23 protein-coding genes and 1 tRNA gene are annotated in these 24,170 nt (G+C 29.5%); 10 read left to right on the top strand and 14 right to left on the bottom strand.

Annotated elements, in window-relative coordinates:
* Positions 1-6 precede the first annotated feature (6 nt).
* Together ribD and greA are read right to left on the bottom strand one after the other, a co-directional pair.
* A complete protein-coding gene (gene ribD / locus AC27L2_RS08425) occupies positions 7-1,107 on the bottom strand; it encodes a bifunctional diaminohydroxyphosphoribosylaminopyrimidine deaminase/5-amino-6-(5-phosphoribosylamino)uracil reductase RibD (protein ID WP_487211324.1) in 1,101 nt (366 codons plus the stop codon).
* Complete coding sequence (greA, locus tag AC27L2_RS08430; RefSeq protein ID WP_353677336.1) at positions 1,100-1,570, bottom strand: transcription elongation factor GreA; 471 nt, start codon at positions 1,568-1,570, stop codon at positions 1,100-1,102. Before greA ends, ribD begins: the two co-directional genes overlap by 8 nt.
* A 144-nt stretch (positions 1,571-1,714) precedes the next feature.
* On the opposite strand from greA, the gene AC27L2_RS08435 reads away from it, so the two are divergent.
* Complete coding sequence (locus AC27L2_RS08435) at positions 1,715-2,356, top strand: hypothetical protein (RefSeq protein WP_487211325.1); 642 nt, start codon at positions 1,715-1,717, stop codon at positions 2,354-2,356.
* A gap of 726 nt (positions 2,357-3,082) precedes the next feature.
* Here the strand turns inward: AC27L2_RS08435 and AC27L2_RS08440 are convergent.
* The 3 genes from AC27L2_RS08440 to AC27L2_RS08450 all read right to left on the bottom strand — a co-directional run bounded on the left by AC27L2_RS08440 (position 3,083) and on the right by AC27L2_RS08450 (position 7,677).
* Positions 3,083-3,937 (bottom strand): response regulator transcription factor, encoded by an 855-nt coding sequence (locus AC27L2_RS08440; protein ID WP_487211327.1) that lies wholly within the window; start codon positions 3,935-3,937, stop codon positions 3,083-3,085.
* 105 nt (positions 3,938-4,042) lie between these two features.
* Positions 4,043-7,186 carry a PD-(D/E)XK nuclease family protein gene (locus AC27L2_RS08445; RefSeq protein WP_487211328.1) on the bottom strand — a complete coding sequence of 1,048 codons (3,144 nt, stop codon included), beginning with the start codon at positions 7,184-7,186 and terminating at the stop codon, positions 4,043-4,045.
* The gene (locus tag AC27L2_RS08450; RefSeq protein ID WP_487211329.1) at positions 7,183-7,677 is read right to left on the bottom strand and encodes a class IV adenylate cyclase; all 495 of its coding nucleotides are present in this window, start codon (positions 7,675-7,677) and stop codon (positions 7,183-7,185) included. The genes AC27L2_RS08445 and AC27L2_RS08450 overlap by 4 nt, the downstream gene beginning before the upstream one ends.
* A gap of 112 nt (positions 7,678-7,789) precedes the next feature.
* Between AC27L2_RS08450 and AC27L2_RS08455 the strand changes: the two genes are divergently transcribed.
* Positions 7,790-8,431 (top strand): hypothetical protein, encoded by a 642-nt coding sequence (locus AC27L2_RS08455; RefSeq protein WP_487211330.1) that lies wholly within the window; start codon positions 7,790-7,792, stop codon positions 8,429-8,431.
* On the top strand, positions 8,428-9,159 hold the full coding sequence (locus tag AC27L2_RS08460; protein ID WP_487211331.1) for a DUF2461 family protein: 732 nt from the start codon (positions 8,428-8,430) through the stop codon (positions 9,157-9,159). The genes AC27L2_RS08455 and AC27L2_RS08460 overlap by 4 nt, the downstream gene beginning before the upstream one ends.
* Before the next feature lie 19 nt (positions 9,160-9,178).
* Here AC27L2_RS08460 and AC27L2_RS08465 read toward each other — a convergent pair whose 3' ends face one another.
* Positions 9,179-9,718: a thioredoxin family protein gene (locus AC27L2_RS08465; RefSeq protein ID WP_487211332.1), complete on the bottom strand. Its 540-nt coding sequence runs from the start codon at positions 9,716-9,718 to the stop codon at positions 9,179-9,181.
* Positions 9,719-9,813: 95 nt separating this feature from the next.
* Here AC27L2_RS08465 and AC27L2_RS08470 point away from each other — a divergent pair, with 95 nt between their 5' ends.
* From AC27L2_RS08470 to rpsU, 4 genes are all read left to right on the top strand, one after another.
* Positions 9,814-11,205, top strand: a complete 1,392-nt coding sequence (locus AC27L2_RS08470) for a M14 family zinc carboxypeptidase (protein WP_487211333.1) — start codon at positions 9,814-9,816, stop codon at positions 11,203-11,205.
* A gap of 33 nt (positions 11,206-11,238) precedes the next feature.
* The gene (locus tag AC27L2_RS08475; RefSeq protein ID WP_487211334.1) at positions 11,239-11,871 is read left to right on the top strand and encodes a sigma-70 family RNA polymerase sigma factor; all 633 of its coding nucleotides are present in this window, start codon (positions 11,239-11,241) and stop codon (positions 11,869-11,871) included.
* An 11-nt stretch (positions 11,872-11,882) separates the two neighbouring features.
* Complete coding sequence (locus tag AC27L2_RS08480) at positions 11,883-12,347, top strand: universal stress protein (protein WP_487211335.1); 465 nt, start codon at positions 11,883-11,885, stop codon at positions 12,345-12,347.
* 62 nt (positions 12,348-12,409) lie between these two features.
* A complete protein-coding gene (rpsU, locus tag AC27L2_RS08485) occupies positions 12,410-12,613 on the top strand; it encodes a 30S ribosomal protein S21 (RefSeq protein ID WP_353678590.1) in 204 nt (67 codons plus the stop codon).
* A 19-nt stretch (positions 12,614-12,632) separates the two neighbouring features.
* On the opposite strand, the gene AC27L2_RS08490 is transcribed toward rpsU, so the two are convergent.
* The 3 genes from AC27L2_RS08490 to AC27L2_RS08500 form a co-directional block, all read right to left on the bottom strand.
* On the bottom strand, positions 12,633-13,457 hold the full coding sequence (locus AC27L2_RS08490) for an LOG family protein (protein ID WP_487211336.1): 825 nt from the start codon (positions 13,455-13,457) through the stop codon (positions 12,633-12,635).
* A gap of 90 nt (positions 13,458-13,547) precedes the next feature.
* On the bottom strand, positions 13,548-13,883 hold the full coding sequence (gene secG, locus AC27L2_RS08495) for a preprotein translocase subunit SecG (protein ID WP_487211337.1): 336 nt from the start codon (positions 13,881-13,883) through the stop codon (positions 13,548-13,550).
* Between the two features lie 20 nt (positions 13,884-13,903).
* Positions 13,904-13,977: transfer RNA gene (locus AC27L2_RS08500), tRNA-Met, on the bottom strand.
* A 251-nt stretch (positions 13,978-14,228) separates the two neighbouring features.
* Here AC27L2_RS08500 and AC27L2_RS08505 point away from each other — a divergent pair.
* Together AC27L2_RS08505 and AC27L2_RS08510 are read left to right on the top strand one after the other, a co-directional pair.
* A complete protein-coding gene (locus AC27L2_RS08505) occupies positions 14,229-14,669 on the top strand; it encodes a hypothetical protein (protein WP_487211338.1) in 441 nt (146 codons plus the stop codon).
* Between the two features lie 68 nt (positions 14,670-14,737).
* On the top strand, positions 14,738-16,024 hold the full coding sequence (locus tag AC27L2_RS08510) for an MptA/MptB family glycosyltransferase (protein ID WP_487211339.1): 1,287 nt from the start codon (positions 14,738-14,740) through the stop codon (positions 16,022-16,024).
* 1 nt (position 16,025) lies between these two features.
* Here AC27L2_RS08510 and AC27L2_RS08515 read toward each other — a convergent pair whose 3' ends face one another.
* The 5 genes from AC27L2_RS08515 to purL are packed head-to-tail and all read right to left on the bottom strand — an operon-like array spanning position 16,026 to position 21,989.
* The gene (locus tag AC27L2_RS08515; protein WP_487211340.1) at positions 16,026-17,408 is read right to left on the bottom strand and encodes an MBL fold metallo-hydrolase; all 1,383 of its coding nucleotides are present in this window, start codon (positions 17,406-17,408) and stop codon (positions 16,026-16,028) included.
* Positions 17,409-17,416: 8 nt separating this feature from the next.
* Entirely contained in the window at positions 17,417-18,394 is a 978-nt protein-coding gene (locus tag AC27L2_RS08520; protein WP_487211341.1) for an RHS repeat domain-containing protein, read from the bottom strand.
* A gap of 35 nt (positions 18,395-18,429) precedes the next feature.
* The gene (locus AC27L2_RS08525; protein WP_487211342.1) at positions 18,430-18,867 is read right to left on the bottom strand and encodes a hemerythrin domain-containing protein; all 438 of its coding nucleotides are present in this window, start codon (positions 18,865-18,867) and stop codon (positions 18,430-18,432) included.
* Positions 18,854-19,759 (bottom strand): YihY/virulence factor BrkB family protein, encoded by a 906-nt coding sequence (locus AC27L2_RS08530; RefSeq protein ID WP_487211343.1) that lies wholly within the window; start codon positions 19,757-19,759, stop codon positions 18,854-18,856. The genes AC27L2_RS08525 and AC27L2_RS08530 overlap by 14 nt, the downstream gene beginning before the upstream one ends.
* Before the next feature lies 1 nt (position 19,760).
* Positions 19,761-21,989: a phosphoribosylformylglycinamidine synthase subunit PurL gene (gene purL, locus AC27L2_RS08535; protein WP_487211344.1), complete on the bottom strand. Its 2,229-nt coding sequence runs from the start codon at positions 21,987-21,989 to the stop codon at positions 19,761-19,763.
* 637 nt (positions 21,990-22,626) lie between these two features.
* On the opposite strand from purL, the gene AC27L2_RS08540 reads away from it, so the two are divergent.
* Positions 22,627-24,162, top strand: a complete 1,536-nt coding sequence (locus AC27L2_RS08540; protein ID WP_487211345.1) for a sodium:solute symporter family transporter — start codon at positions 22,627-22,629, stop codon at positions 24,160-24,162.
* The last annotated feature ends 8 nt before the right edge of the window (positions 24,163-24,170 follow it).

Raw genomic sequence — 24,170 nt, forward strand, 5'->3', positions numbered from 1 at the left:
CCCCAATTATCTTCTGACAAATTTAATCAGCGCATCATCACCAATTTTATCTACTTCTTTTATCGTATAATTAATAGCCTTCGATAAACTTTTTATTCCTAAATTTGAACACAGAGGTAATCCGTTCCCTAAAATTTTTGGAGATAAAAATATTAATACCTCATCTTCAAGTTTTTGTTTTATAAAACTTGTGAAAACTTTACTGCCCCCTTCAACAAGAATGGATAAAATTTTTCTTTCTGCAAGAATAGATAATGCTTTGGATAAATCAATTTTCCCATTTCTTTGTTCAGGCACAAAAATTATTTCGATGTCCTTCTTTTTGTATGTCTCTATTTTTCTTTTTTTGTTTTTATTTTTTACTGAAGTAAGAATAATCAAATTTTTATCTGAATTTTTTTTGAAAAGATTTGAATTCGTACTTAGCTGAAGATTGGTATCAAGTATAATTCTTTTGGGATTTCTGCCTTCTACCAATCTTACAGTTAACTCTGGGTTGTCAATTTTTACACTGTTGAATCCGACCATAACTGCATCATATTCAGAACGAAGTTCGTGCACTAGACTTCTTGATTCAACTGAAGTCAACCATTTTGAATTGCCGCTACTATCTGCAATTTTTCCATCAATTGTTATTGCCATTTTAAGTGTAACATAAGGTAACGACTTAGTACAATATTTGAAATAAAATTTGTTTATATCAATGCATTCTTTCTCAAGCAAGCCGGTTTTAACTTCCAGACCTGCCTTTTTAAATTTTTTTACTGACTGACCATTATGTTCAGGATGAGGATTTAATGTGCCAATTACAATTTTTTTTATTTTGGATTTAATTATGGTATCAATGCAATCCTGCTTGTCTGTTGATAAAGTGCAGGGTTCTAAATTTGTGTAAAGAGTAGAACCTTCAGGATTTTCTTTAGAATTATTTAAAGCTAAAAGTTCTGTGCTAATTTCATCTGGAGAACTTCTATATGCAGCGCCTATAATTTTGTCGTTCTTAACAAGTAAAGCACCAACTAAAGGAGTTGGACTAACCTTACCTTTCCCTTTCTTTGCAAGCTCTAATGTAATTTGTATGTAAGATTCATCTAACAATTTACTCAATCCCGAGAACTTCAAATTTTATAATGCCTGCAGGAACTTTAGCTTCCACAGTTTGGCCCACTTTTACTCCCATTAATGCTTGTCCTACAGGTGAAGTAATGGAAATTTTTCCTTTCTCCAAATCTGCTTCTTCAGGAGATACAAGAATGTATTCATAAATTTTATTATTGTTCAGATTTTTTACTTTCACTTTAGATAAAATATGAGCTTGGTCTTTTGGCATATTTGAAGTATCTATAATTCTTGCTCTTGAAAGAAGGTCTTCGAGTTTGCTAATTTTTAACTCGAGTAATCCTTGTTCTTCTTTTGCAGCATCATATTCTGCATTTTCAGAAAGGTCGCCGTGTGCTCTTGCTTCGGCAATTCGTTCTGCCATTTTTTTGCGACCATTATTTTTGAGTTCTGCTAATTCTTTTTCGAGTTCTCTAATTCGTTCTTTACTTAGATAAACAAAGTTCGACACTTTCATCACTCCTTATTTGTTGCTAAAAAAAGCGAAATTAGATTTCGCTTTATAGTCAAAAAAAATTGCCACTACCTCGCAGTGGCATCGAAAAAATAAAAATTATATGCGAAGTTTTCAACTATTATTTTAGAAGGGGGTACAATGAAACCAATTGTTAAATTTATTTTGCTATTCATTTATGCTGCTGCAATGGCAAATATAGAAGCAGCAGTTGTGGTTTATTTAAGAGAACTTTACTATCCAGAAGGTTTTTCATTTCCATTAAAATTAATTTCAAATAAAATTTTGTTAATAGAAATCCTCCGTGAATTCTCAACGATAGTTATGCTGTTAAGTATTTCTTATTTGTGTGGTAAATCATTTCTCGAAAGATTTTTCTACTTCATTTATACTTTTGGTGTTTGGGATATATTTTATTATGTGTGGCTTAAAATATTTTTGAACTGGCCTCCATCTTTGTCAACAGATGATTTGTTATTTTTAATTCCTGTTCCGTGGATTGCACCACTTTATGCCCCTGTAGTTATTTCAATAAGTATGATTCTCTTCTCGTTTATAAGTATTTATTTACAACAAAAAGGATTTTTATTAAGAACTAATAAAATAAGTATCGTTGGAGCTGTTCTGGGTGCTGCTCTAATTCTATTTTCATTTATGTGGAACTTTCAATCACGAATTAATTCATATTCTCCCGTAGAATTTCTTTGGGAATTTTTCTTGGCTGGTGAATTATTAATCATCATTAGTTTTATTTACTTTGCAATAAAATTAAGAAAGAGCTAATAATTTTGGCTGTTTATAATTCTTGAAAGTATCAATGCTGTGATGAAGAACAAAATGTTGAACAGTGATTTAATTACTCCTTCTTGATTAATTATGATAATTTTAGGAAAAAATTCAATGACGGGGATGATTTCAACAGAATTACAAAAATAAATGAAACTTATCAGGCTAAGTGAGATTATTACTGTTATTAAAGATGCTTTTAAGTGTAATTTTAAAATAAGCATTAATGCTAAGGCAGTTTGAAGCAATTGAAGTGAAATCGAAATTAATATTAGAATATTTTCATTTAGAGGTAATAGATTTTTTAACGAATAAATAAAATTCTGAGGACTAATCAGATTAGAAATGCTTTGATAAAACAAAAATAAAATTACCGACCAATAAAAAATTGAACCACTTATATTAAAAAGTTTTATATACTTATAAATAAATTTTAACAATTGGAAGTTCTTAAAAGAATTATTCATAATACTGGATATTTATAAATTAACCAATTAAAGACCGGTCTACTTGCAAAGCTTTCGACCGGTCAATTGGTGCCCTCAAAACTTGGGTGCAAAATTAATCAATGAAATTCACTTGCGCATTAGGATTTTATACTAATTAAATCAAAAAAAATACTAAAAAAATACTAATTGAGGGGAAATTGAAGTAAAAAGTCAAAAAAATTTCATTAAAAACTTGACAAATTTTTTTGCTTTTAGCTTAGGTTGATTAGAATTATCATTTTGTATGATAAACTTCAGTAGGTTCCGAGAAAAGATTTTTTTCTTTTAGAAAATGAATTATTTCGGATTTTTTGGAAAGATTTAATTTTGCTTTAATATTGCTTCGGTAATAGTCAATTGTCTTTTTAGATAAGAAAAGCTGTTCGGCAATTTCTTTTGAGGTATAGCCTCTGCTAATAAGTTTAAGTACTTCAATTTCTCTTTCTGTTAAGCCATACTTTTTTAAATCATCAATACTAAAGATATTTTCTCCATTGCCATATACCACAACTTTTCTTTTTCTAATAAGCTTTTCAATTAGTTTGCTTTTTATTACAAAAGCTTTTTCGGGACCTATTATTGTATTAAGAAGAACTAGAGAATTAACCAGCATTAACCTGTAATTATATAGTTTGAGATGCAATACAATATCAGTGTAATAAATGTAACGGGAAATAATAAATATCGAGTTGTAAATAACAAGAATTAATAAGTAATATTTGACTTCTTTTTTATTCAAAATATCGTTCAGAATTACATTTATAAAATAACCTGTTATAAATAGCTGAAGTATATTAAACACCATGAAAACTTTTAACTCTTGTGGATCTAAGAAGAAATAAATAATAATTCCAATAAGGATTCCAATTTTATATTTTGTGTTCAATTTGGGAAGTGAAAAGATTAGGAATAGATTCATTATTGTATAGTATTGATTCCAAATATTATTGTTATGCAGCAATAAAGATCTGATAATTAGAATTGGGTCGGCAACTGCAAGTATGAAAAAGTAATAAAACATTTCATGCTTACGATATCTCCAAGCTTGCAGATAACATAAAATAATCGACATTATTACAAGTATTCGCATCAAGTCCATCATATAAATTTATATAATTTTTGGGCGTAAGTTATAAAAGCATTTTGTGGTTTTCAAGAAAGGTAAAATTTCTTGTTTACTGTTCTTGACTTTTATTCAAATTGTTGTTTGAATTCTGCAGATAGGTTTGAACTGACAGAATCTGCAAATTAGATTTTCCCTGTTTTCATGTGGCGATAAGTTAAATTTCCCTTTTGAAATTAATTCCACATAATTTTTGATATGATTAATTGTGTTGTTAATTAATTCATCAATGTTAGTTATTTCATCATCTTTTCTTTTAATTAAGGATACCTTTTGTTTGCCAAAATCGTTTTTGGAATATTTCAATGAATAAATAATCATTTCATTTGGACTGAACTTTTTCCCAAATTTTTTTTCAAGAAGATTTTGAGCTGCAAAAAGATACACAGGAAGCTGCAATGATAATCCATCTTTCAGTTCTTTTGTGGCTGGTTTTTTCCCACCTAACTTGTAATCTACAATGTTGAAAGTGTCGTCACAATTTGATAACTCAATTCTGTCAATCTTTCCTCGCAGTTTTAATCCATCAATTTGAATTGGTTCTGAACTACTTAGTGTTTTGTCCGATTCTTCTTCTTTAAGAGCACCAAATCTTACTTCAAAAAACATTGGCTTATAATTATCATCTGATGCTGCTTCATATTCGATGAATTTTCCAAGTATTGAATTATCAAAGTTACCATCAATTCCTGTAAGCTTTTCTTTTTCATAAAATGTTAAAGGAGCTTTGAAAAATGAATTTGATATTTTCTTCTCGGCAATTTCAAGCATTAACTTTTTTATTTCTTCTTGAATTTTTTTGTCCCTGTTTTTAATGTCAATTTTTTCTTCATTTATTCTTGTGTAAAATTCATATAGAATTGAGTGAAGTATATTTCCGAGTTCAATCGCCTCAATGTCCTCAGTTGGTTCTTCAATTACTTTAATGCCAATAATTCTTTCCATGAAAAATTTGAAAGGGCATTTAGCATAAGTTTCAAGCTGAGAAATTGAATATTGTTTTTCAATAAATGAATTCAATTTTTCTTTAATGAATGATGCTTCTTCAATATTATCTTTAGTAACTAATGTTCCATTATAAATTGATTCAGAAAAAATATTTTCTTCTCGCTCTTTTTCTACTTTGATTGATTTTATGAGCTGTTGTGTGTTGAAGTTGAGAGTGTTCAGCAATTCTGAATTGTCATAATTTTTTCCTGCATAAATGTTTAATTCTTCTAATGAAAATATTTTATTAGAAAATTCTTCTTCTTTTATTTCAGAAATCAGAAATATTTTTTCGAACTCTTTAAGAAAAGTTGAAACAACGGTTTCTTTACTATTCTCTGCTAAAGGATAACTAAGAAATAATTTTTTATTCCAGCAATTTAATGCTTGATAAAAAAGGTTTCTTTCCTCAGTTTGATGAACTGCTGCCTGCTTTCGAAATTTTCCTGATGAAAAAATTTCTGGTGTATATCTTGTAGGTAAATCGCCATCACATAACCCACCGATGAATAAGTAGTCAAAATTTAATCCGCGGATTTCTTCCAGATTTGTAATTAAAACACCATAATTTGATTTTTCTTTTATATTAAATCTTGCCCAGCTGCATGCAGTTCTTAATTGGTCCATAAAAAAGTGAATTCCATAAAGTTCATTGCTGCCTCTTTCTTCTTCAAGCAAATCGAAAATTTCGCTTATAGTTTCAATAAACTTATTAAAACCACGAATATTTTCTTCCTGATTATGTTTAATGGAAAGCAGTTTGTATGGCAAAAAAGATTTGTTGACAAAATCGAAAAGATTTTCCTTAAATCTATTTATAGTTTGTTTTTCTTCGAATGGGGCAAGTAAATTTATTAGCGACTTTATGTCACTCAATGCTCTTTGATATGATGAAATTTTATCTTCTTTATTTTCTGCATCCTCTTCAAAATTAAGTTTGATATTTTCAATTGATTCATTAATGATATTAATCCAATTTTCTTTTCCGGATACGATTTTCAATTCAGATGAAACTTTATAAAGATTGAATAAATCAACATTGTCAGTTTTTATATAACCGCTGCTCAATGCTCTGAAAATATTTTGATAATAATATTCGTTCTCTGCAATTTCTAAAAAGTTTATTATTGCTTTTACAGGATTTGAATTGTCAAGAGGAATTCTATCGGTAAGATTAAAAGGAATCCCATTTTTTGAAAAAATATCTCTGACAATTGAAGAATAATTTTGAATTAAATTAAATGCAACACAAATTTTGTCTGGCTCAACTTTCTCATCTGTTATTAAGCTCTTTATAATTTTTGCAATTTTTTCAACTTCACTTTCTCTGTCATACGCCGAAAATTTATAAACGCGGTCTTTATAATTGTACTTCTTTTCTTTCTCGTAATATTTGAATAATTCATTTCTAATTGCCAATCTGAATTTAGGCAGGTTAACTTCTGCAGTATCATTAATCGTTTTGAAGCCGCAGTTTAAAAGTTGATTGAAGCAGCTGTCAAGATGAGAGAAGATAAATTTATTTTTTTGGTTATAATCAAAATTTATAAATAATTCTGTTTTTTCTATCAGAGATAATCTGTTTATTATTTTTATTTCAGGATTAGTAAATTCATTAAAACCATTAATCACAATTAAATTTACATCTGAATAAATTGATGAAAAGCTTTCTTCGAATTCTTTTTCCTTTAACTCCAGTAGAAGTTTGTAAACATCTCCAATTTCATAAGCATTAGTGCTGAAGCATTTGTGAAGATATTTTTCATAAATATCTGCAATGTCAAGTGCTTTCAGTTTTTCTGACCTTTCAAGCTTTGCAGCTTCTTCTCTTAAATGTTCAGGTGTAATACCGTGTCTTTTGTATTCGGAAATGACATTTTTAATTCTGTCAAGTGTGCCGAATGGAATCTCATTTTTATAAACCGAAAAATATTTTGGTTTGATTTCTGCAAAACTTTGTTTAATAAAAATTATTGATGCGGCTTCGCTCAATTGTCGAAATGGTTGAATCCTGTTTAATATTTTTGTTGATATTGTCCCAAGTGTTTCAATATTCAATTCAAGTGCAGCGCGGTTTGGCATTAAAGAAATAATTTCTTTCTTAAGATTTCTAACCTTGCGATTGGTTGGAACAATAATTAATAATTCATTTACTCTGTTGTTTTTTATCTTTTCATTAATTAAAAAATCCAAATCAACTTTTTCGATATTTGATTTTGTCAGTATCATTTTGACAATAAATTTCTATAAGATTTTCTTATTTGCTTTGATAAATCAATGTCAAGAAAATATACAACTTCTTGAAATTCATTCGAAGCAGATTTTTTATTTTTCACAACAACAGATTCTAATTCTAAAAACCAGCCAAGATTTTTAACATTATCAAGATGAATTCGTGTGTTCCCATAAAGATAAAGTTTCCTTGATTTTTCAACTATGCATTCTACTTTGAAAATTTCTGAAAGATATTTTTCAGGATTATTTCCCTTAAGTTCGAGTATTTCATAATTGCTCCATCTTTTTCCTGATTCATCCCTTAAATATTTTATCAGGTAAAAATTATCTTTTTCTTTTCTTAGCTTAAGCAAACCTTTGTTAATTTTGTAATAAATATCTTTTTGTTTGATTACATCAATAAATTTTGCTCCGTTTAATTTCAGCTTTCGTTCGTAGTCTTTTGGAGAATCAATTTTAATTTTTAATTCGAGATTTACAGCCATAAAGAACCTTTCTTTTATTTGATTGTAAGAAGTTCGTAAACATTGTTACTTTATTGATTTTTAATATATAAAATATAATTTTAATAACAAGGTTAGCAGAAGGAATGAAAATATGAAAAGATTAGCTTTATTATTTGTAATGATTTTTACAATTAATGTCGGTGCACAAAGAATTGGAGAATTGGCACCAGAAAAACAGCCCGAAGTTTTTCCAGAGCACAGCTGGGGTGTTGATTTGATGTTTGGCGAAGGTGGTTTTGGATTGGGCGCTTTCATTCATAAAAATTTTACTCCTGTGATTACTGGATTTGCAGATATATCTTTCTCTGAATCAAAAGATGAAAGAGAAGTAGAATATGTAGATTGGTATGGAAATACTTTTGTACTTGGGAAAGAAAATCGAGTTTTTCTGATTCCATTAAATTTTGGTTTACAGTATAGATTATTTTATAATGTTTTAACCGATAACCTTCGTCCATACATTAATGCTGGAGTTGGACCCACATTTGTAGTTTCAACACCATATAATGAAGAATTTTTCTCTTCATTCGGAAAAGCAAAAATGCATTATGCTGTTGGCGGTTATATTGGATTGGGAGCTAACTTTGGAATCAATAAACGAAATTTAGCAGGGGTCAATGCACGCTATTATTATGTTCATCTGTTTGATAAAGGCGTTGAGAATATGACAAATAAATTCAGAAAAAATTTTGGACATTTTTATTTAACACTTAATCTTGGAATAATGTATTGAAAGAGATTAATAATAAATTCACCGGATTCAATAAAGAAATTTTTCAATTCTTTAAAGATTTAGAAAAGAATAATAATGTAAACTGGTTTCATCAAAATAAAAATCGTTATCAGAAATTTTTAATTGAACCTGCAAAAGCTTTTATAACTGAAATAGCTCCTTTTCTAAACCGACTTAATCCTGCAATCCGTTCAGAACCAAAATTTAATGAAACAATTATGCGGCTCAATAAAGATATGAGATTTGCTAAAGGAGAACCTTATCGAACTTTTTTATTAATTCATTTTGGAAGATTTAAGTTGGACAGCGAATTTTATCTTTATTTTGATTCGAAAAGTTTTGTAATGGGAATGTTTATCAATAAGAAAAAAGGAGATAACTTATACTTCAGTCAAAATCTTTCAAAATTTAGGAAAGAAATAATTGAAGTGTGCAGCAAATATAAAATTGATGATAATTATTCACTTTCAGACCTTGAAAATAATTCTGAATTATTGATAAAAAAATTTAATGCCAAAAAACATCTTTCTTTTTTAGAAAGTATCGATTTCATTCTTCTTGAAAGAAATAAAAAAGTAGCGGATAAAGTTTTGTTTTCTGATGAGATAATTTTGGAAACAATTAAAATGATTACTCAACTTTATCCGCTTTATTGTTTTGCAATTTCGCCAAATCCATTAAAGGAATTAGAAAAATATGAAGATAACTTTGGCGAAATTGTAACTTGAAAACGCTGACACAATTAAATCAGTTTTTCCATTTTATAGTGCAGCCAATAGTAAAAGTTTCGGGAACAGAAATTGGCTTATTAGCCAGCAGTTCTTCAATTGCATTTCTTAAATATGGTGTTTTGACTTTGGAAGGTTCCTGCCAGTTATCATCAATTTTTCCATGAAAAGCAAGTTTGCGCTCTTTGTCGAATAAAAATATTTCTGGAGTGTGAGTGGCTCCATAAGCTTTAGCAACTTCCTGTGTTTCATCTCTCAGATAAGGAAAATTAAAATTTTTTTCCTTTGCTCTTTTTATCATTTCTTCAAATGAATCTTCTGGATAGTTTGTTGTATCGTTTGAGTTAATTGCTACAATTTGCAGTTTATCTTTATAATCATTTTGTATTTGAATTATTCTGTCTTCATAAGCACGGACATATGGACAATGATTGCAACTGAAAATAACAATTAATGCATCTTTATCTTTGAATGAATCTAATGAATATGTATTCCCGTCCACTGCAGGCAAATTGAAATTAGGTGCAGGTGAACCAATTTTTAATGTATCTGTTGCCATAGATTTCCCTTTATTTTTAATTATACTTTAATAATTATAAGTTGCAGATTAAATTTGCATCAAACAGGTATAAAAATCAATTAACTTGGTAAATCATGATTTATAAAACAATTTTTGACAATTATGAAAAATATCAGGAAGAAAGAATATCGCTTCCATTGATTAAGCATTCTCAGGTTAAAAATATTATTGATGAACTTAATGGGAAAAATCTATTTGACATTGAATTAATTGGTAATTCAATTGAAGGAAGAGAAATTTATTCTTTATCTGTAGGAAGAGGAAATATAAAAATACTTGCATGGAGTCAAATGCATGGTGATGAACCAACTGCAACAGCAGCAATATTTGATTTAATAAAATTTTTTTTGGAGGATGACATTTATAATGATTTTAGAAAAAATATCTTCAATAAATTAAAAATATATTTTGTGCCCATGCTCAATCCAGATGGAGCTGAAAAATTTCAGAGAGAAAATTCATTGAATATAGATTTAAATCGAGATGCATTAAGAATCGAAGCACATGAATCAAAAATTTTGTGGAATCTTGCTGAAAAAATAAAACCAGAGTTTGCATTTAATCTACATGATCAGAATAGTTATTATACAGCTGGAAGAACTTTTAATACTGCAGCAATATCAATGCTTGCACCACCATCGGATTTTGAAAAAAGTATAACTGAAACACGAAAAAAAAGTATGCAAGTAATTCTGAAAATTAAAGAAACTCTTAACAATTTTATTCCACAAAATATTGCAAGATATGACGACGATTTTGAACCGCGTGCTTTTGGAGATAATTTTATAAAAACAGGTATAAGTTCAATTCTGATTGAATCAGGATTTTTAATTGGGGATTATGAAAAATCGAAAATCAGAAAATTGAATTTTATTTCTCTTCTTTCTGCTTTTAATTCAATAGCAAATGAAGATTACAAAGAAAAGAACATTGATGAATATTTTTTAATCCCTGAAAACAATACTCTGCTTTTTGATTTGCTTTTAAGAAATTTGTTCATTACAAAAAACAATCAAACATTTAAAGTAGATATAGGAATTTTAAGAGAAAGAAAATTTGACAGTCAATCAAATCGATTTTATTATGCAGGAAAGATTAAGGAAATTGGAGATTTATCAATTTATTATGGAATTGAGGAATATGACCTGAGCGGTTATGAAGTAAAAATTCCTAAAATATTTTTGAATAATGTGAGAACAAAACCATACAATATAGAGTTTAACCAGCTGCATAATGAAGGATATGGATTTATATTTCAATCTGAACATAATTTTGAAAAAGAATACACTGATTTTCCAATTAATTTTCTTACATATAGAAATTATAAGCCTCAATTAGCTGTAGATGAATATGCAAATTTATTGGTAACAAAAGAGAACAATAAAATTTACATTATTATTAATGGATTCTTTCAAGTTCTGAATGATTCAAAAAATAGAATATTAAATGGTCTTGTGATTCATTAAATTTACAACACAGAAAATTGTTTGAAAGCATAAATGCAGCAGTTAGAAAATGAAATAACGAATGAAAATCTAAAAGAGCGTTACGAAGAATTTGAGAAAGAAGCGCTGCCCCACATGAATGCATTATACAATTTTGCTCTGAGATTAACAGGAGACGAAGAAGATGCCGATGACCTTGTCCAGGAAACTTATCTCAAAGCTTTTAGATTTTTTGATAAGTTTGAAAAAGGAACTAACTGCAAAGCATGGCTATTCAGAATTATGAAAAATTCTTTTATTAATGATTACAGAAAACAGGTAAGAGAACCAAATAAAGTTGATTACGAAGATGTTCAGAATTTCTATGAAACAATTAAATCAGATGAAGTTGAATATGACCATTACGAGGAAGATGCATTTAGCAAAACATTAGATGATGAGGTTTCAAAAGCAATAAGCGAACTTCCAGAAGATTTTAGAACAGTTATTATTCTTAGTGATATTGAAGGATTTACTTATGAAGAGATTGCAGATTTTGTTGATATTCCTGTAGGTACGGTTCGTTCTCGTTTACATCGAGCAAGAAAAATGCTTTATTCTCAACTTTATGATTATGCAAAAGATAAGGGTTATATTTCATCGAGAAAGATTAGAAAAATTAGCAATAAAGACTTTGACAAAAATTAACAAGGGAATTTATGTTCGATATTAAAAATATTATTGTTCCAACAGATTTTAGTGATTTATCTTTCTCCGCATTTGATTATGCGAGAGAACTGGCAGAACAAATTAATGCAAAAATTCATCTTATTTATGTACTCGAAAAAGCTCCACCATTTTTAGCATTGCGTTCAGTTGATGTTTCAGAAGAAGAAATTATGAAGGATATGGAAGATGAGGCAAAAAGGCAATTAAGCGAAGCAGCAAAAAAATTAAGAAATGATTCCAATGTTGAAATTATTGAGGTCTGCCGAAAAGGAATTGATTATGAAGAGATTGTAAAATATTCCAAAGAGGTTGAAAAAGCTTTAATTGTAATTGCAACTCATGGCAGAACCGGAATTCTTCATACACTTTTAGGAAGCGTTGCAGAAAAAGTAATTAGATATGCTAAATGTCCAGTTCTGGTTATTACTCCTGAAAATGAAGAAATTGACAATTAAATTTTAGTTGATTAAGTTTACGGCGCAAAAATTTAAAAACTAAAAAAGGCAGGTGATAAGTAGTGGTAGGAATAACCGTTCAAGAGAACGAGAGTATCGACAAAGCTCTAAAACGCTTTAAGAAAAAATACGAGCGTTCCGGTATTCTTAAGGAATTTAAGAAAAGAACATTCTATGTAAAGCCTTCAATTGAAAAAAGAATGGATTTAATTAAAGCAAAACGAAGAGCTTCTCGAGAACAAGCCTTAAAAGACAAAAAAGCTTGAGCCTATCTCTTAAAGCCCGTCATTGACGGGTTTTTTTATTTAAAAAATACTTTTTGAAATGTTCAGTAATCTTTTCAAATGCTTCATCAATTGAGTTACAGAAGTCAAATAATTTCATATCTTCTTTGCTGATTGTTCCATGTTCTATCAGAGCATCAAAATTTATAATCTTGCGCCAGTAAGCTTCATCATAAATAATAATTTTCATTTTCTTAACTACTTTCTTCGTTTGAACTAATGTTAGAACTTCCATGAGTTCATCCATTGTGCCAAAGCCACCAGGAAACACAATCAGAGCTTTTGCTAAATAAACAAACCAGAGTTTTCGCATAAAGAAGTAATGAAATTCAAATGCAAGTTTAGGGTCTACATATTTATTAACATATTGTTCGTAAGGAATGCTGATATTAAAACCAATTGAATGACCTCCTGCAAGGTAAGCTCCTTTATTAGCTGCTTCCATTATGCCAGGCCCGCCTCCAGTACAAATAATAAATCTATTCCCGTTGCCATCAAGTTTCATCGACCATTCTGTTAATCTTCTGGATAGTTCAACAGCATCTTCATAGTATCTTGACATTTCAAGCAGTTTTACTGCTTTGTCAAATTTCTTTTTTGCTGCTGTTCCTTTTCCTTTTTTAGCTTGATTAACAAGTTTTAATGCATCTTTTCTTGAAATTAATCTTGCTGATCCAAAAAAAACTATAGTATCAACAATTTTATATTTTTCAAAACGGGACTTTGGTTCGTAATATTCTGATAAAATTCTTATTGTTCTGGCGTCAGCAGAGTTAAGGAATTCGATATTCTTATATGCTTTTACTGGTCTAATTGGTTTTTTCATTTTGTTTGATTGATTGAGAAGTGAATGTGAAGTGTAACTTTATCATTTTTTATAATCAAGGCTGATTGACTAACAATCAGCCAATTTAAATTATTTATTTGGTTGAGATGTTTGTTGTGGTAAAACAGGTGTAGTAGGAACAGTTGGTTGTCCTTTTCCCTGAATTACACTTTCTCTTTGTTCTACAGAAGTTTTTCCTGGTAAAAAGAATAAATTAATTAAGATTGATAAAACAATCAGTGCACCAGCAAGCCACCATGTTGCTTTGCTAAGAAAATCAGCTGTTCTTCTTGTTCCGAATACAGTTCCAAACTGACTTCCTCCAAAAGTACCTGCAAGCCCGCTGCCTTTACTTGATTGCAGCAATACAACTATTATCAATAAAAATGAAATAATAAGTGCAAGTATAACTAACAAAGTATACATCTTAATCTCCGTTTTAGATGTAGCGAGGGAGGGATTCGAACCCCCGACACGTGGATTATGATTCCACTGCTCTAACCAGCTGAGCTACCTCGCCTTACAAAATTTTGGGTTGTAAATATAAAGACTATGAATCCAAACTTCAAGGAATTACTAAATTTCTGTTTTTCATCTCTTTCATTGAAATTAAGTTTGAGCTGGAAATAATCCAATGCAAAATTTGGCATTTTTATATTGTTCAATTTATATTTGCAGTGTATCAATAAACAAAATGGTTCTATAAATATTTCTCACTACTTACAATCCTGCCCTTTGGCAGGATTTTTTATTAATTAAATTTAAGAAGCTATGAAAAAACTTTTAATCTTATTGCTGGTTAGTTATTCATTTTTGTTTGGACAGGCAAAATTAAATTCTAAAGATTATCAATCTGAAAAGGATTCTCTGCTGAATCAAAATTCAAAACTATTGATTGAAAAAAAATCTCTTCTAAAAGAAATTGACAGCCTGAAAAATTTTTCAAATGCTCTTGAGGAAAAAATTAATTCTGCAAATAAAGAAATTGAAGAACTTTATATAAAAAAATTTGGAAGAGAAAACGGAACAAGAGTTTATAACAAACAAGTATGGAAGGGAATGACCGAGAAAATGCTGCTTGCTGGCTGGGGTAAACCTGATAAGATTGATAAGAATGTTCAAAAGTGGGGAACATTCACTCAATGGTATTATGGAAAAATTACTTTCTTTTTTAAAGATGGTAAATTGATTGACTTTGAAGAAAGTAAATAAATTTGATTCCTTCCTTGTTCATGTATTTTATTACAATTATTTTAATGATGAATTGATTTATCAAAAAGATGAGAAAACTTAATTTAATATTTTATGCTCTATTGATTTTATTCTCATCTCTAATTTTATCTCTCCATTTTCTTAATCAAATACCAATTAAAATATTTACATTTTCCTATGTAACATCTTCGGCGGTTTTTCTTTTGATTTCATTCCTTCTGCTGAAATATGATTTGAACAAAAATACTGTAATAATTTCTTTACTCGTAGGAATCATTTTAAGAATTAGTTTTATCAACACCATGCCCATTGGTTCTGATGACATTTACAGATATATGTGGGATGGAAAAGTTCAAAGTCATGGTATTAATCCTTATAAATTTTCACCAATTGACTCTAACTTGAATTTTCTTCACTCTGAATTATTGCCTGCAAAAGTTAATTTTCCAGAACTAAAAACAATTTATTTCCCTTTGAGTCAATGGTTATTTTTTCTTGGATATCAATTAAGCGGTGAAAGCGTCTGGGGTTATAAATTTATTTTAATGTTATTTGAAATGCTGACAATAATTATTCTTTATTTTTTATTAAAAGAATTAGACAAGCCTTTGAAATATTTGCTGCTTTATATTTTATGCCCACTTCCAATTTTTCAATTAGCAATTGATGCTCATCTCGATGGCTATGGGTTGCTGCTGATTGCAACATCAATATTGTTTTATTTGAAAAGAAGATTGATACTATCTTCATTATTTCTTGGATTATCACTTTCCATTAAACCAGTAGGAATTTTGTTTATCCCTGTTTTATTCTTAAATGAGCAAAAAATTTCTGACAGATTAAAAGTTTTATTTCTGCCGGTTGTTACTTTTTTTATTCAATTTGTTCCTTATATTTTTTCATCGAATCCATTTGAAGCATTATTTGTCTATGCTAAACATTGGTCTTTTAACGGCGGCATCTTTAATCTTTTGAATAGTTTTATAAAGCATAATCAAATAACCCGCATTATTTGTGGATTTATATTAATGTTAATTCTCATTCCTCTTTATTTGAGTAGATATGATTTAATTAAGAAAATTTATTATTCAGTTATTTTGCTTTTGATATTTTCTCCTGTTGTTCATCCGTGGTATATAGGCTGGCTTACTGTGTTAATCCCTCTTGTTCCTGCATTGAGCGGAATTTTATATTCTTCGTTAAGTAGTCTTACAGTATTTACTGTTTTGAGTTATCAACTAAATGGTGTATGGAAAGATTATCCATTAGTTTTATTAACAGAATATGTTCCTGTAATATTGTTTTTGATTTTGGAATTTAAGAAATCATTTGCAGAAAGGAATTTGAAGCTTTGAATCACAAAAGAATTTCTTTGTTGTTCTCTGCAGAATAAACATTTCTATCTTTGAACTTTTTCAAAATGTTAAAACCTATCCAGTCTTTTGATTCAGATTCACCGTGAATTAGAATTATTTTTTTTGCATTTGTATGCTCAACAATTTTTAATAGTTCTTCTCTTTTTGAATGTGAGGGGAAATAAAATTTTTCTATTTCGCAGTTTACAAATTTTGGTGGACTGATTTCATTCAGCTGAACAAATTCTCCTTTGGAAGAATTTATAATTTTGTATCCAGGTGTTTCGGGGTCCATATAACCCACACCAAATATTCCAAAATTTTTTTGATTTAGCCAGAAGTCAATTAGTTTATAAGAGGTTGTTCCTTCGAGCATCATTCCACTTGATGCTAAAACAATTCCCGGATGTTTTACAAATTCATTATAGTCTTCAATATCAAGTAAGTTTAATTGAGGGATTTCTTTTAGTTCCAGATTTGGATTTTTTCTTCTAACAATGTAACGATTGTTGTCATAAATTCTTGAAATTTCTCTTCCAATTCCTCCAGTATAAATGTTTGTTTCGATTAAACTTTTCTTTTTGATTAATTCATGAATAAGAGCAAGCATTTCCTGAGTTTTACCCAATGCAAAAACAGGAATTAAAATTGAACCATCATTCTGAAGAATTTGATTTGCTGATTTAGCAAATCGTTTTGATTCAGTTTCCCATGTTCCAAGTTTCTTTGAATCTGTTGAGCCGTATGTTGTTTCGAGTATTAATATGTCAATATTTTCTATTTTTTCTAAATCGGCTCCAGTCATTATTGTTTGCTCGCTTAAATTAATATCTCCTGAATAGAGAATTCGTTTGTTGTAATATTCAATTAAGATAGAAGCCGAGCCAAGAATATGACCTGCATCAATGAAAGAGATTTTTATTGGATCAGCAGAATTTTGTCTTAACCCTTTTAATAGAATTGATTCATTATATTCTAATTCAATCATGCTTTTGACAAGATAATCAATTTCTTCATGTGTGTAAGTTCTCAAATTATTTGTGAATGATTCTGGATGTGCTAAATTATTTTCGAAAAGAATATTTGCTGCATTATGAAGTGTAACGGAAGAAATTTCTTTTGTTTGAACAACAGTGTAAATAATTACATGAGGAAATTGTTGAATTAAAAATGGGAGAGAACCGATATGATCTTGATGAGCATGAGAGATAAAAACAAAGTCAAGCGGTAAATCATTTAGCAAATTAAAATTTGGAAGAGCATCGATACCTTTTTTGCGGGGATGCATTCCGCAGTCAAGTAATATTCCTGTGCCATCTATGTTCAAATAAAAGCAGGAAGCTCCTACTTCATCTGCACCGCCAAGCGGAATAAATTTAATCATCAGGAAACCTAACGAGAATTATAAAATTCATACTCATACTTTGCAACAAATGCCGGACGTTCATCATTTGAATATCTTATTTCTTCTTTCTGTAATCCATTTTTATAGTAAGAAAAAGTAATTCTGAATTGTCGTGTGCCGTCTGCCAAGTATAATTTATCTTCTATTAGATTTCCGTTGTCATCATATTTCATTTCTCGTCTTGTTTGATTGTCTTTTATTTCAATTAAATTTCCTTTTGAATCATATTTATAATTTATAACATTATTTCCCTGAATTCCTTTTTGTATTTCTTTTACCAAGTATCCATCGGCATCATACTCAAAAGTTATTTCTGAAATTTGTTTGCCTTCTCCATCTTTAATAATTGACTTTACTAAAAATTCTCCTTCATATTCGTTTTGTTGTTCAGAGGCTATTGAACCTTGCTTTGTGTAATTTATTGATTTTATAAGCTTGTTTGCTTCATAAAAAAATTCTGCTTTTAATTCCCCTGGATTTCTGTCGTCCATTAGTTTTCGTAAGACTTCATGATTGCTTTCATTATACTTTGATTCTCTTCTTCCTTTTAAATTTCCATAACCATCATAAGTATCCATGAATTGCAAATTTCCATAATCATCATATTTGAATTCATAACTTAAGTCGATTTCACCAGTGCTTTTGTATCGAATGCTTTTTGTTCTGTTTCCTTTCTCATCAAAAAATAGTTCTTCAACCAAAACCATGTTTTGGGGATAAGAATTATTTCTCCCAAAAAAGCCGGCATATCTTCGTCGAACTTTTACTTTTAACTGTTTTGCTTTCTGAAGCTCTTTTGTATTTTGGTCAATAATTTCTTTTTTGTTTTTTGGCAGATTGACCGAACTGTTCTTAATAGTTTGATTTTTGTTTTGTGTGTTTCCGCATTGAACAATAATAGTAAGGGATATTAAAGGGATGAAAATGAAAAACAAAAGCAGAAAAATTCTTGTCAGTTTTTTCATATAAAACCTTTTTTATTTGGAGTTATTGATTTTACCTAAGTTAATTTTTCTTCGAGAGCATTTAAGGTTTTTTCATCGATAACATTTTGAATTCTTTCAAAAAGTTCACGTTCTTCCATTCTTATATGACTTTCGAGCTTATAACCTAATTCATCGAGATAATTTTCATAATTTTTTTCTGATTTAATTTTCTCAATAAGAATTTTAATTTCAATATGTTCGTTTATCATTTGTTTGAATAACTCATCTAAAACAGAATCTTTTCCTTGCAGGTTTTTCATTAAGATATTTTCTTCATCATCAAAATGTTTAATTAGATAATTATGAAAAAAATTAATTGTGTATTCCTTTTTGCCAGCTGAATCAGAAGGCATTCCTTTATACTGAGGAGCTCCTTTTTTAATCATTTGTGCAAGTATCAATCCATCATGATGTTCTTTTGATAATCGAATTAAACTTTTATGCCTTTTCATTTTTCTTTTCCATTAATCTTTCTCTGTAGAGCTGACCAATTTCTGCTCCAGCAATAAAAATGCAAGATGAATAGAACAACCATAAAAGTATAACAATTATTAAAATGAATGCACCATAAAAAGGATTTTTGCCAAGAAAGTTTTGAATGTAGTATCCAAAAAAATTTCTTGCTATTTCCCATAGAACTGTAGTTGAAAGAGCGCTTACTGCAGCAACTCTTTTAGGAAGTTTTTCGTATGGTATAAGATAGTAAAGAAGAAAAAACAAAACTAAAAGAATTAACAATGAACCCATCCATACAATTGTATTCCAGACTTCACTTAATCTTGCAAATGTGAGAAATGGAGAATTGCTTGCAATCTCGAGAAATAAATTTAATGCAGGAAAAATTAGTGTTGATAATGAAATCAAAATGACGAGAAGCAAAACCATTCCTATATCTCTTAACAATCCAATTAGAAAATTCTTATCAATTTTTGTGTGAAAAATTTGATTCAATAAAGTTCTCATGCTGCTAAAAATCCAGGTAGAAGTTAAAAGCAATCCAAAAGCTCCAATGTAACCTGCGATATTTTTGTATTCAATTGCTTCGGGAAGACGGTTGCTTATAATTTTTTTTGCAAAGTTAGAATAATCAGGATAAGGCACAATTGTATCGATGATTTGATTTATCATATTTTGTAGTGTTTGAGTATCAAAAATATTTCCCAATAACGAAAAGATAAAAAGTATAAGAGGAATCAAACTCAATATTAGTGAATATGCAATTCCCGCACCTGTCAAAAATATATTGTGTTCATCAATTCTATTAAACAATCCAGCTGCATAATATATTATTGTGCGAAAGAATTCCTTAATCTTATTTTTATCAAAAAATATTTTTGCAATCATTTTAAACATGAATGTTCATTTTATTCGGAATAGAATCGTAATAAAGATGAGACAAAAGCTGTAAAGAAAAATCGTATTGGTCGTTTACAATAAATCTTTTTGGAATTGTTTCGCCAATGAGCATGTAAGGTGTAAAACTTTTTGAAGCAATTTTTTCAAAATTGCTTTTATTTTCAGGGCTAACAGTTACAATAACTCTTGATTGACTTTCTGAGAAGAAAGAAAAATCTTCTCTGGTTTTTATATGAATATTAACTTTTGCTCCAATCATATTTTCCGGATTAAGAATGCAGCATTCAGCAAGAGCAGTGATTAATCCACCTTCAGAGACATCATGAGCCGAGTTAATCAATTTTAAATCTATTAATTGAAGCAAAAGTGAATGAAGGTCTTTTTCTGTTTGCAAATCAATTTTTGGAATTTTTCCCTTAACCAAATTGTGAACAACTTTTAAGTATTCACTTCCTCCAATTTCTTCATAATCTTCTCCAAGAACATAAATTAAATCTCCTTCGTTTTTAAATTCTGCAGTAGTAACATTTTCTAATTTTTCAATCAAGCCTACCATTCCAATTACTGGAGTAGGGTAAACTGCAGTATCTGGACTTTCATTGTAAAAGCTTACATTTCCGCCGGTAACGGGAGTATTAAAAAATCTGCAGGCTTCTCCCATTCCTTCGATTGCTTGTTTGAATGTCCAATACATTTCAGGTTTATAAGGATTGCCAAAATTAAGACAGTTTGTAATTGCAAGAGGAATAGCACCAGAACAGACAACATTTCTTGCAGCTTCTGCGACTGCAATTTTAGTTCCTTCTTTTGGATTTAGATAAACATATCTTCCGTTGCAATCTGTTGAAGCGGCAATAGCTTTATTTGTTCCTTTAATCATAATTACGGCAGCATCTGAGCCTGGTCCAACAACTGTATTTGTTCTTACCATTGAATCGTACTGTTCATAAACCCATCTTTTTGATGCAATATTTGGTGAAGAAAAAATTTGTTCAAAAACTTCTGCAATGCTGTCGGGTTCTGGCAAATCATGGGGATTAAATTTTTCTGCTTCTTTTAGATATTCTGGTTCTTTTGTTTCGCGAATGTAAACTGGCGCACCACCTCCAAGCACAAGTTCATAAGGAGGTATCTCTGCTTTCTTTTCACCTTTATGATAAATTTTTAATAATTGTTCATCCGTAACTTCGCCAATAATTTCGCAATTCAAATCCCACTTCTCAAAAATTTCTTTAACCTTATCTTCGTATCCTTTCTTTGCAACTACAAGCATTCTTTCTTGACTTTCTGATAACATAATTTCATAAGCATTCATATCTTCTTCTCTTAGTGGAACTTTATCTAAATTTATATTCATTCCGGATTTTCCTTTTGCACTCATTTCAGAAGTTGAACATGAAATTCCAGCAGCACCCATATCCTGAATTCCAACAACAAGATTTTGTTTTATAATTTCGAGAGTTGCCTCGAGAAGAAGTTTTTCTGTGAATGGGTCGCCAACCTGAACAGATGGTCGTCTTGATTCAGATTTTTCAGAAATTTCTTCGGATGCAAATGTAGCACCATGGATTCCATCTCTTCCAGTTGAAGAGCCAACAATCATAACTGGATTGCCGGCACCTTTAGCTACAGCGGATACAATTCTATTTGTATCAACAACACCAATTGCCATTGCATTTACAAGAGGATTATTTTTATAAGAATCATCAAAGTAAACTTCACCTCCAACAGTTGGAACACCAAAGCAATTTCCATAATCTGCGATTCCTTTAACTACTCCTTCAAATAAATATCTTGTTCTCGCATCTTCAAGTGAGCCAAAACGAAGTGAGTTCAAGCATGCAATTGGACGAGCTCCCATTGTGAATATGTCTCTTAATATTCCTCCGACTCCAGTTGCAGCTCCTTGATAAGGTTCAACAGCAGATGGATGATTATGACTTTCAATTTTAAATGCAATTGCAAGACCATCGCCAATATCTACAAGTCCTGCATTTTCTTCGCCTGCACCAACGAGTAGTCTTCCCCCTGAACGCGGAAGTGTTTTCAATAATGCAATGGAATTTTTATAGCTGCAATGTTCGCTCCACATTACACTGAATATTCCAAGTTCTGTAAATGTTGGAACTCTTCCTAAGCGTTCGCAAATCCAATTATATTCTTCTTCGGTTAAGCCGTGTTCAAGGGCTAATTGTAAATTTACTTCTGGTTCTTTCATTTTTTGTCAAATATTTTTTCATTTGTTAAAACTAATATAACATATTTCAAGTTTTTAATCTTGATATGAATTTATGATTGATATCTTAGATATGTAAGAGATAAAAAATAAAGATAAATTTTTTGAAGTAAGAAATGTGTTTTGAAGCAAGAAGAATGGTGTTCTAATTGTTTTTGCTCTTAGAGGTAAATGAATTGAGTAAAAAAATAAAAATAAAATCGCCTGCAGATAAATTTAATCCACAGGCGATTGGGGAGTGGATGAAATTATTACTCATCTCTTTCAAATTCAATAATCATACCTGATTATTTTTCTAATTATTTCTCATAAAAAATTTTTTGCTCGTATTAAGATTTTATCAATCTGATAATTTCATAGTATTGCTGTTATATCTTGTTGATAAAAAATTTTTTATTCTGCGAAGTCTTCAACTCATTAAATAATTTTTTAAGATACTATTGTTACTTCATTTCTTTTTATCAAATTGATTTAAAGACTCCACTCAAACTTTATCATTTTGAAATAATCATTCTGCACTTAATCGTTTTAATTGAGATTTTATTTCTCTATCTCCCTCTGGTATAATCATTGAGTTTAATAATGAAAAATATTCCAGGGCAATTAAAAGGAGTAAATTTTGTACGAGATATCGATGGTTGGATTTATTTTATTTTTTTGTTATCCACTGGCTGTAATCTCATTAAGTGTTTACTCCTCAATTACAAAAGAGATGAATTCAGAAAGATATTTTTTTGCTGATAAAAATATAAATTGGCTGTTTGCTGGTTTATCATTATCATCTTCAATTTTCTTTAGTCCTTATCTGCTTGGTTTTTCTTTATTTGGTTATCAAAATAATCTTCCTTTAATTTATGCACTTGTATCTGTTGTTTTACTTTTTGCATCTGGAAAAATTTTATTACCCCGTTATTCAAATTTCAGGATAAATACAATCCCCGAATACTTTGAGATTCATTATGGCAAAATTTTTCGTTATGTAATTTCCGTTCTTTATATTTTGATGAACATTGGAATTAGGCTTACACTCACTCTAACAGCAGGCAGCATATTAATTTATACTTTTACAGATTTAGACCCTTATTTTTCACTTTTGTTCTTTTTGGTAATTACAAGTGTATCTTTAATTATTTCCGGGTTGAAAGCAGAAATTTTTATTAATCTGCTTCAAGCTTTCTTTGTAATAGCAATTGTTGCTGGATTTACTTATTGGTTTTTTACTCAAAGAAATATCAATGATTTTGGAATTCAAAATGTTTTATCTACCGCTCTAAAAAATTCGAATTCAGATTTATCACTAATCGAATTAATTATTGCATTGCCTCTGATTGGCTGTTGGTTTTTGTGTGCCGACCAGAATATGATTCAAAAAAGTTTTTCTGTAAGTGATATTAAAACTGTAAAAAAATCAATTCTGTTTTTAATTATATATCAATTAATTCCTTTATTGATTTTTACATTACCTGCAGTAATAATTTTTAACAATACACAGAATGCCAATCTTCAGGAAATTCAAAGATTATTTTTTAATTATTTGCCTGAAGTATTAAAGTCGTTATTCACTATAGTAATTGTTTTTATTATAACTTCACTTATTTCAAGTTATTTTATAAGTACAGCAAGTCTTATCACATTTGATTTTTACCGCATATTAAAACCCAGTGCTTCTGATAGAGAACTTGTTTTAGTTGGAAGAATTACAATCATAATTTTTCTTTTTATTTCGATTGTATTACTTCCCATTACTCATCCGGGAGATTTCAAAATTTATTTGAAGTTGTTTTATCTATTTCTCTACCTAACTTCTCTAATATCAGCTTTTTTAATTGTTGGATTACTGTTCAAGTTTATAAAAAAGGAAGCAGCATTATCAATATTCTTTACTGGATTACTTTTGATTTTTTTCAAATCGATTCATGAAATTTTTTTCTACAATCATTATTTCGATATAGAAATGCTTAACTACATAGTTCACGCAAATTTTTTTGAATACTCAATTTTTATCTTTTCCTTTGCCTGCGGGCTCTCTTTTATTATAAACAAATTCAGTTTCCACTTTAAGACAGAAAAGAAAAAAAACATCAGCGAAAAAATTCTTTTAGCATTCCCAATTTATTGTGCAATTATTGGTTTAATAAAGATGATAAACATTTAGAAAAAAAT

The sequence above is a fragment of the Rosettibacter sp. KY25 genome, from assembly GCF_057554405.1.

What these genes read in the sequence shown, in the direction of transcription:
- AC27L2_RS08480 (WP_487211335.1), top strand. Translation starts at nt 11,883, where the DNA reads ATGTTCGATATTAAAAATATTATTGTTCCAACAGATTTTAGTGATTTA.
- AC27L2_RS08515 (WP_487211340.1), bottom strand. Translation starts at nt 17,408, where the DNA reads ATGATTAAATTTATTCCGCTTGGCGGTGCAGATGAAGTAGGAGCTTCC.
- AC27L2_RS08475 (WP_487211334.1), top strand. Translation starts at nt 11,239, where the DNA reads ATGCAGCAGTTAGAAAATGAAATAACGAATGAAAATCTAAAAGAGCGT.
- AC27L2_RS08455 (WP_487211330.1), top strand. Translation starts at nt 7,790, where the DNA reads ATGAAAAGATTAGCTTTATTATTTGTAATGATTTTTACAATTAATGTC.
- AC27L2_RS08505 (WP_487211338.1), top strand. Translation starts at nt 14,229, where the DNA reads ATGAAAAAACTTTTAATCTTATTGCTGGTTAGTTATTCATTTTTGTTT.
- AC27L2_RS08435 (WP_487211325.1), top strand. Translation starts at nt 1,715, where the DNA reads ATGAAACCAATTGTTAAATTTATTTTGCTATTCATTTATGCTGCTGCA.
- purL (WP_487211344.1), bottom strand. Translation starts at nt 21,989, where the DNA reads ATGAAAGAACCAGAAGTAAATTTACAATTAGCCCTTGAACACGGCTTA.
- AC27L2_RS08470 (WP_487211333.1), top strand. Translation starts at nt 9,814, where the DNA reads ATGATTTATAAAACAATTTTTGACAATTATGAAAAATATCAGGAAGAA.
- AC27L2_RS08445 (WP_487211328.1), bottom strand. Translation starts at nt 7,186, where the DNA reads ATGATACTGACAAAATCAAATATCGAAAAAGTTGATTTGGATTTTTTA.
- secG (WP_487211337.1), bottom strand. Translation starts at nt 13,883, where the DNA reads ATGTATACTTTGTTAGTTATACTTGCACTTATTATTTCATTTTTATTG.
- AC27L2_RS08510 (WP_487211339.1), top strand. Translation starts at nt 14,738, where the DNA reads ATGAGAAAACTTAATTTAATATTTTATGCTCTATTGATTTTATTCTCA.
- AC27L2_RS08525 (WP_487211342.1), bottom strand. Translation starts at nt 18,867, where the DNA reads ATGAAAAGGCATAAAAGTTTAATTCGATTATCAAAAGAACATCATGAT.
- AC27L2_RS08530 (WP_487211343.1), bottom strand. Translation starts at nt 19,759, where the DNA reads ATGATTGCAAAAATATTTTTTGATAAAAATAAGATTAAGGAATTCTTT.
- AC27L2_RS08440 (WP_487211327.1), bottom strand. Translation starts at nt 3,937, where the DNA reads ATGCGAATACTTGTAATAATGTCGATTATTTTATGTTATCTGCAAGCT.
- AC27L2_RS08450 (WP_487211329.1), bottom strand. Translation starts at nt 7,677, where the DNA reads ATGGCTGTAAATCTCGAATTAAAAATTAAAATTGATTCTCCAAAAGAC.
- AC27L2_RS08465 (WP_487211332.1), bottom strand. Translation starts at nt 9,718, where the DNA reads ATGGCAACAGATACATTAAAAATTGGTTCACCTGCACCTAATTTCAAT.
- AC27L2_RS08490 (WP_487211336.1), bottom strand. Translation starts at nt 13,457, where the DNA reads ATGAAAAAACCAATTAGACCAGTAAAAGCATATAAGAATATCGAATTC.
- AC27L2_RS08520 (WP_487211341.1), bottom strand. Translation starts at nt 18,394, where the DNA reads ATGAAAAAACTGACAAGAATTTTTCTGCTTTTGTTTTTCATTTTCATC.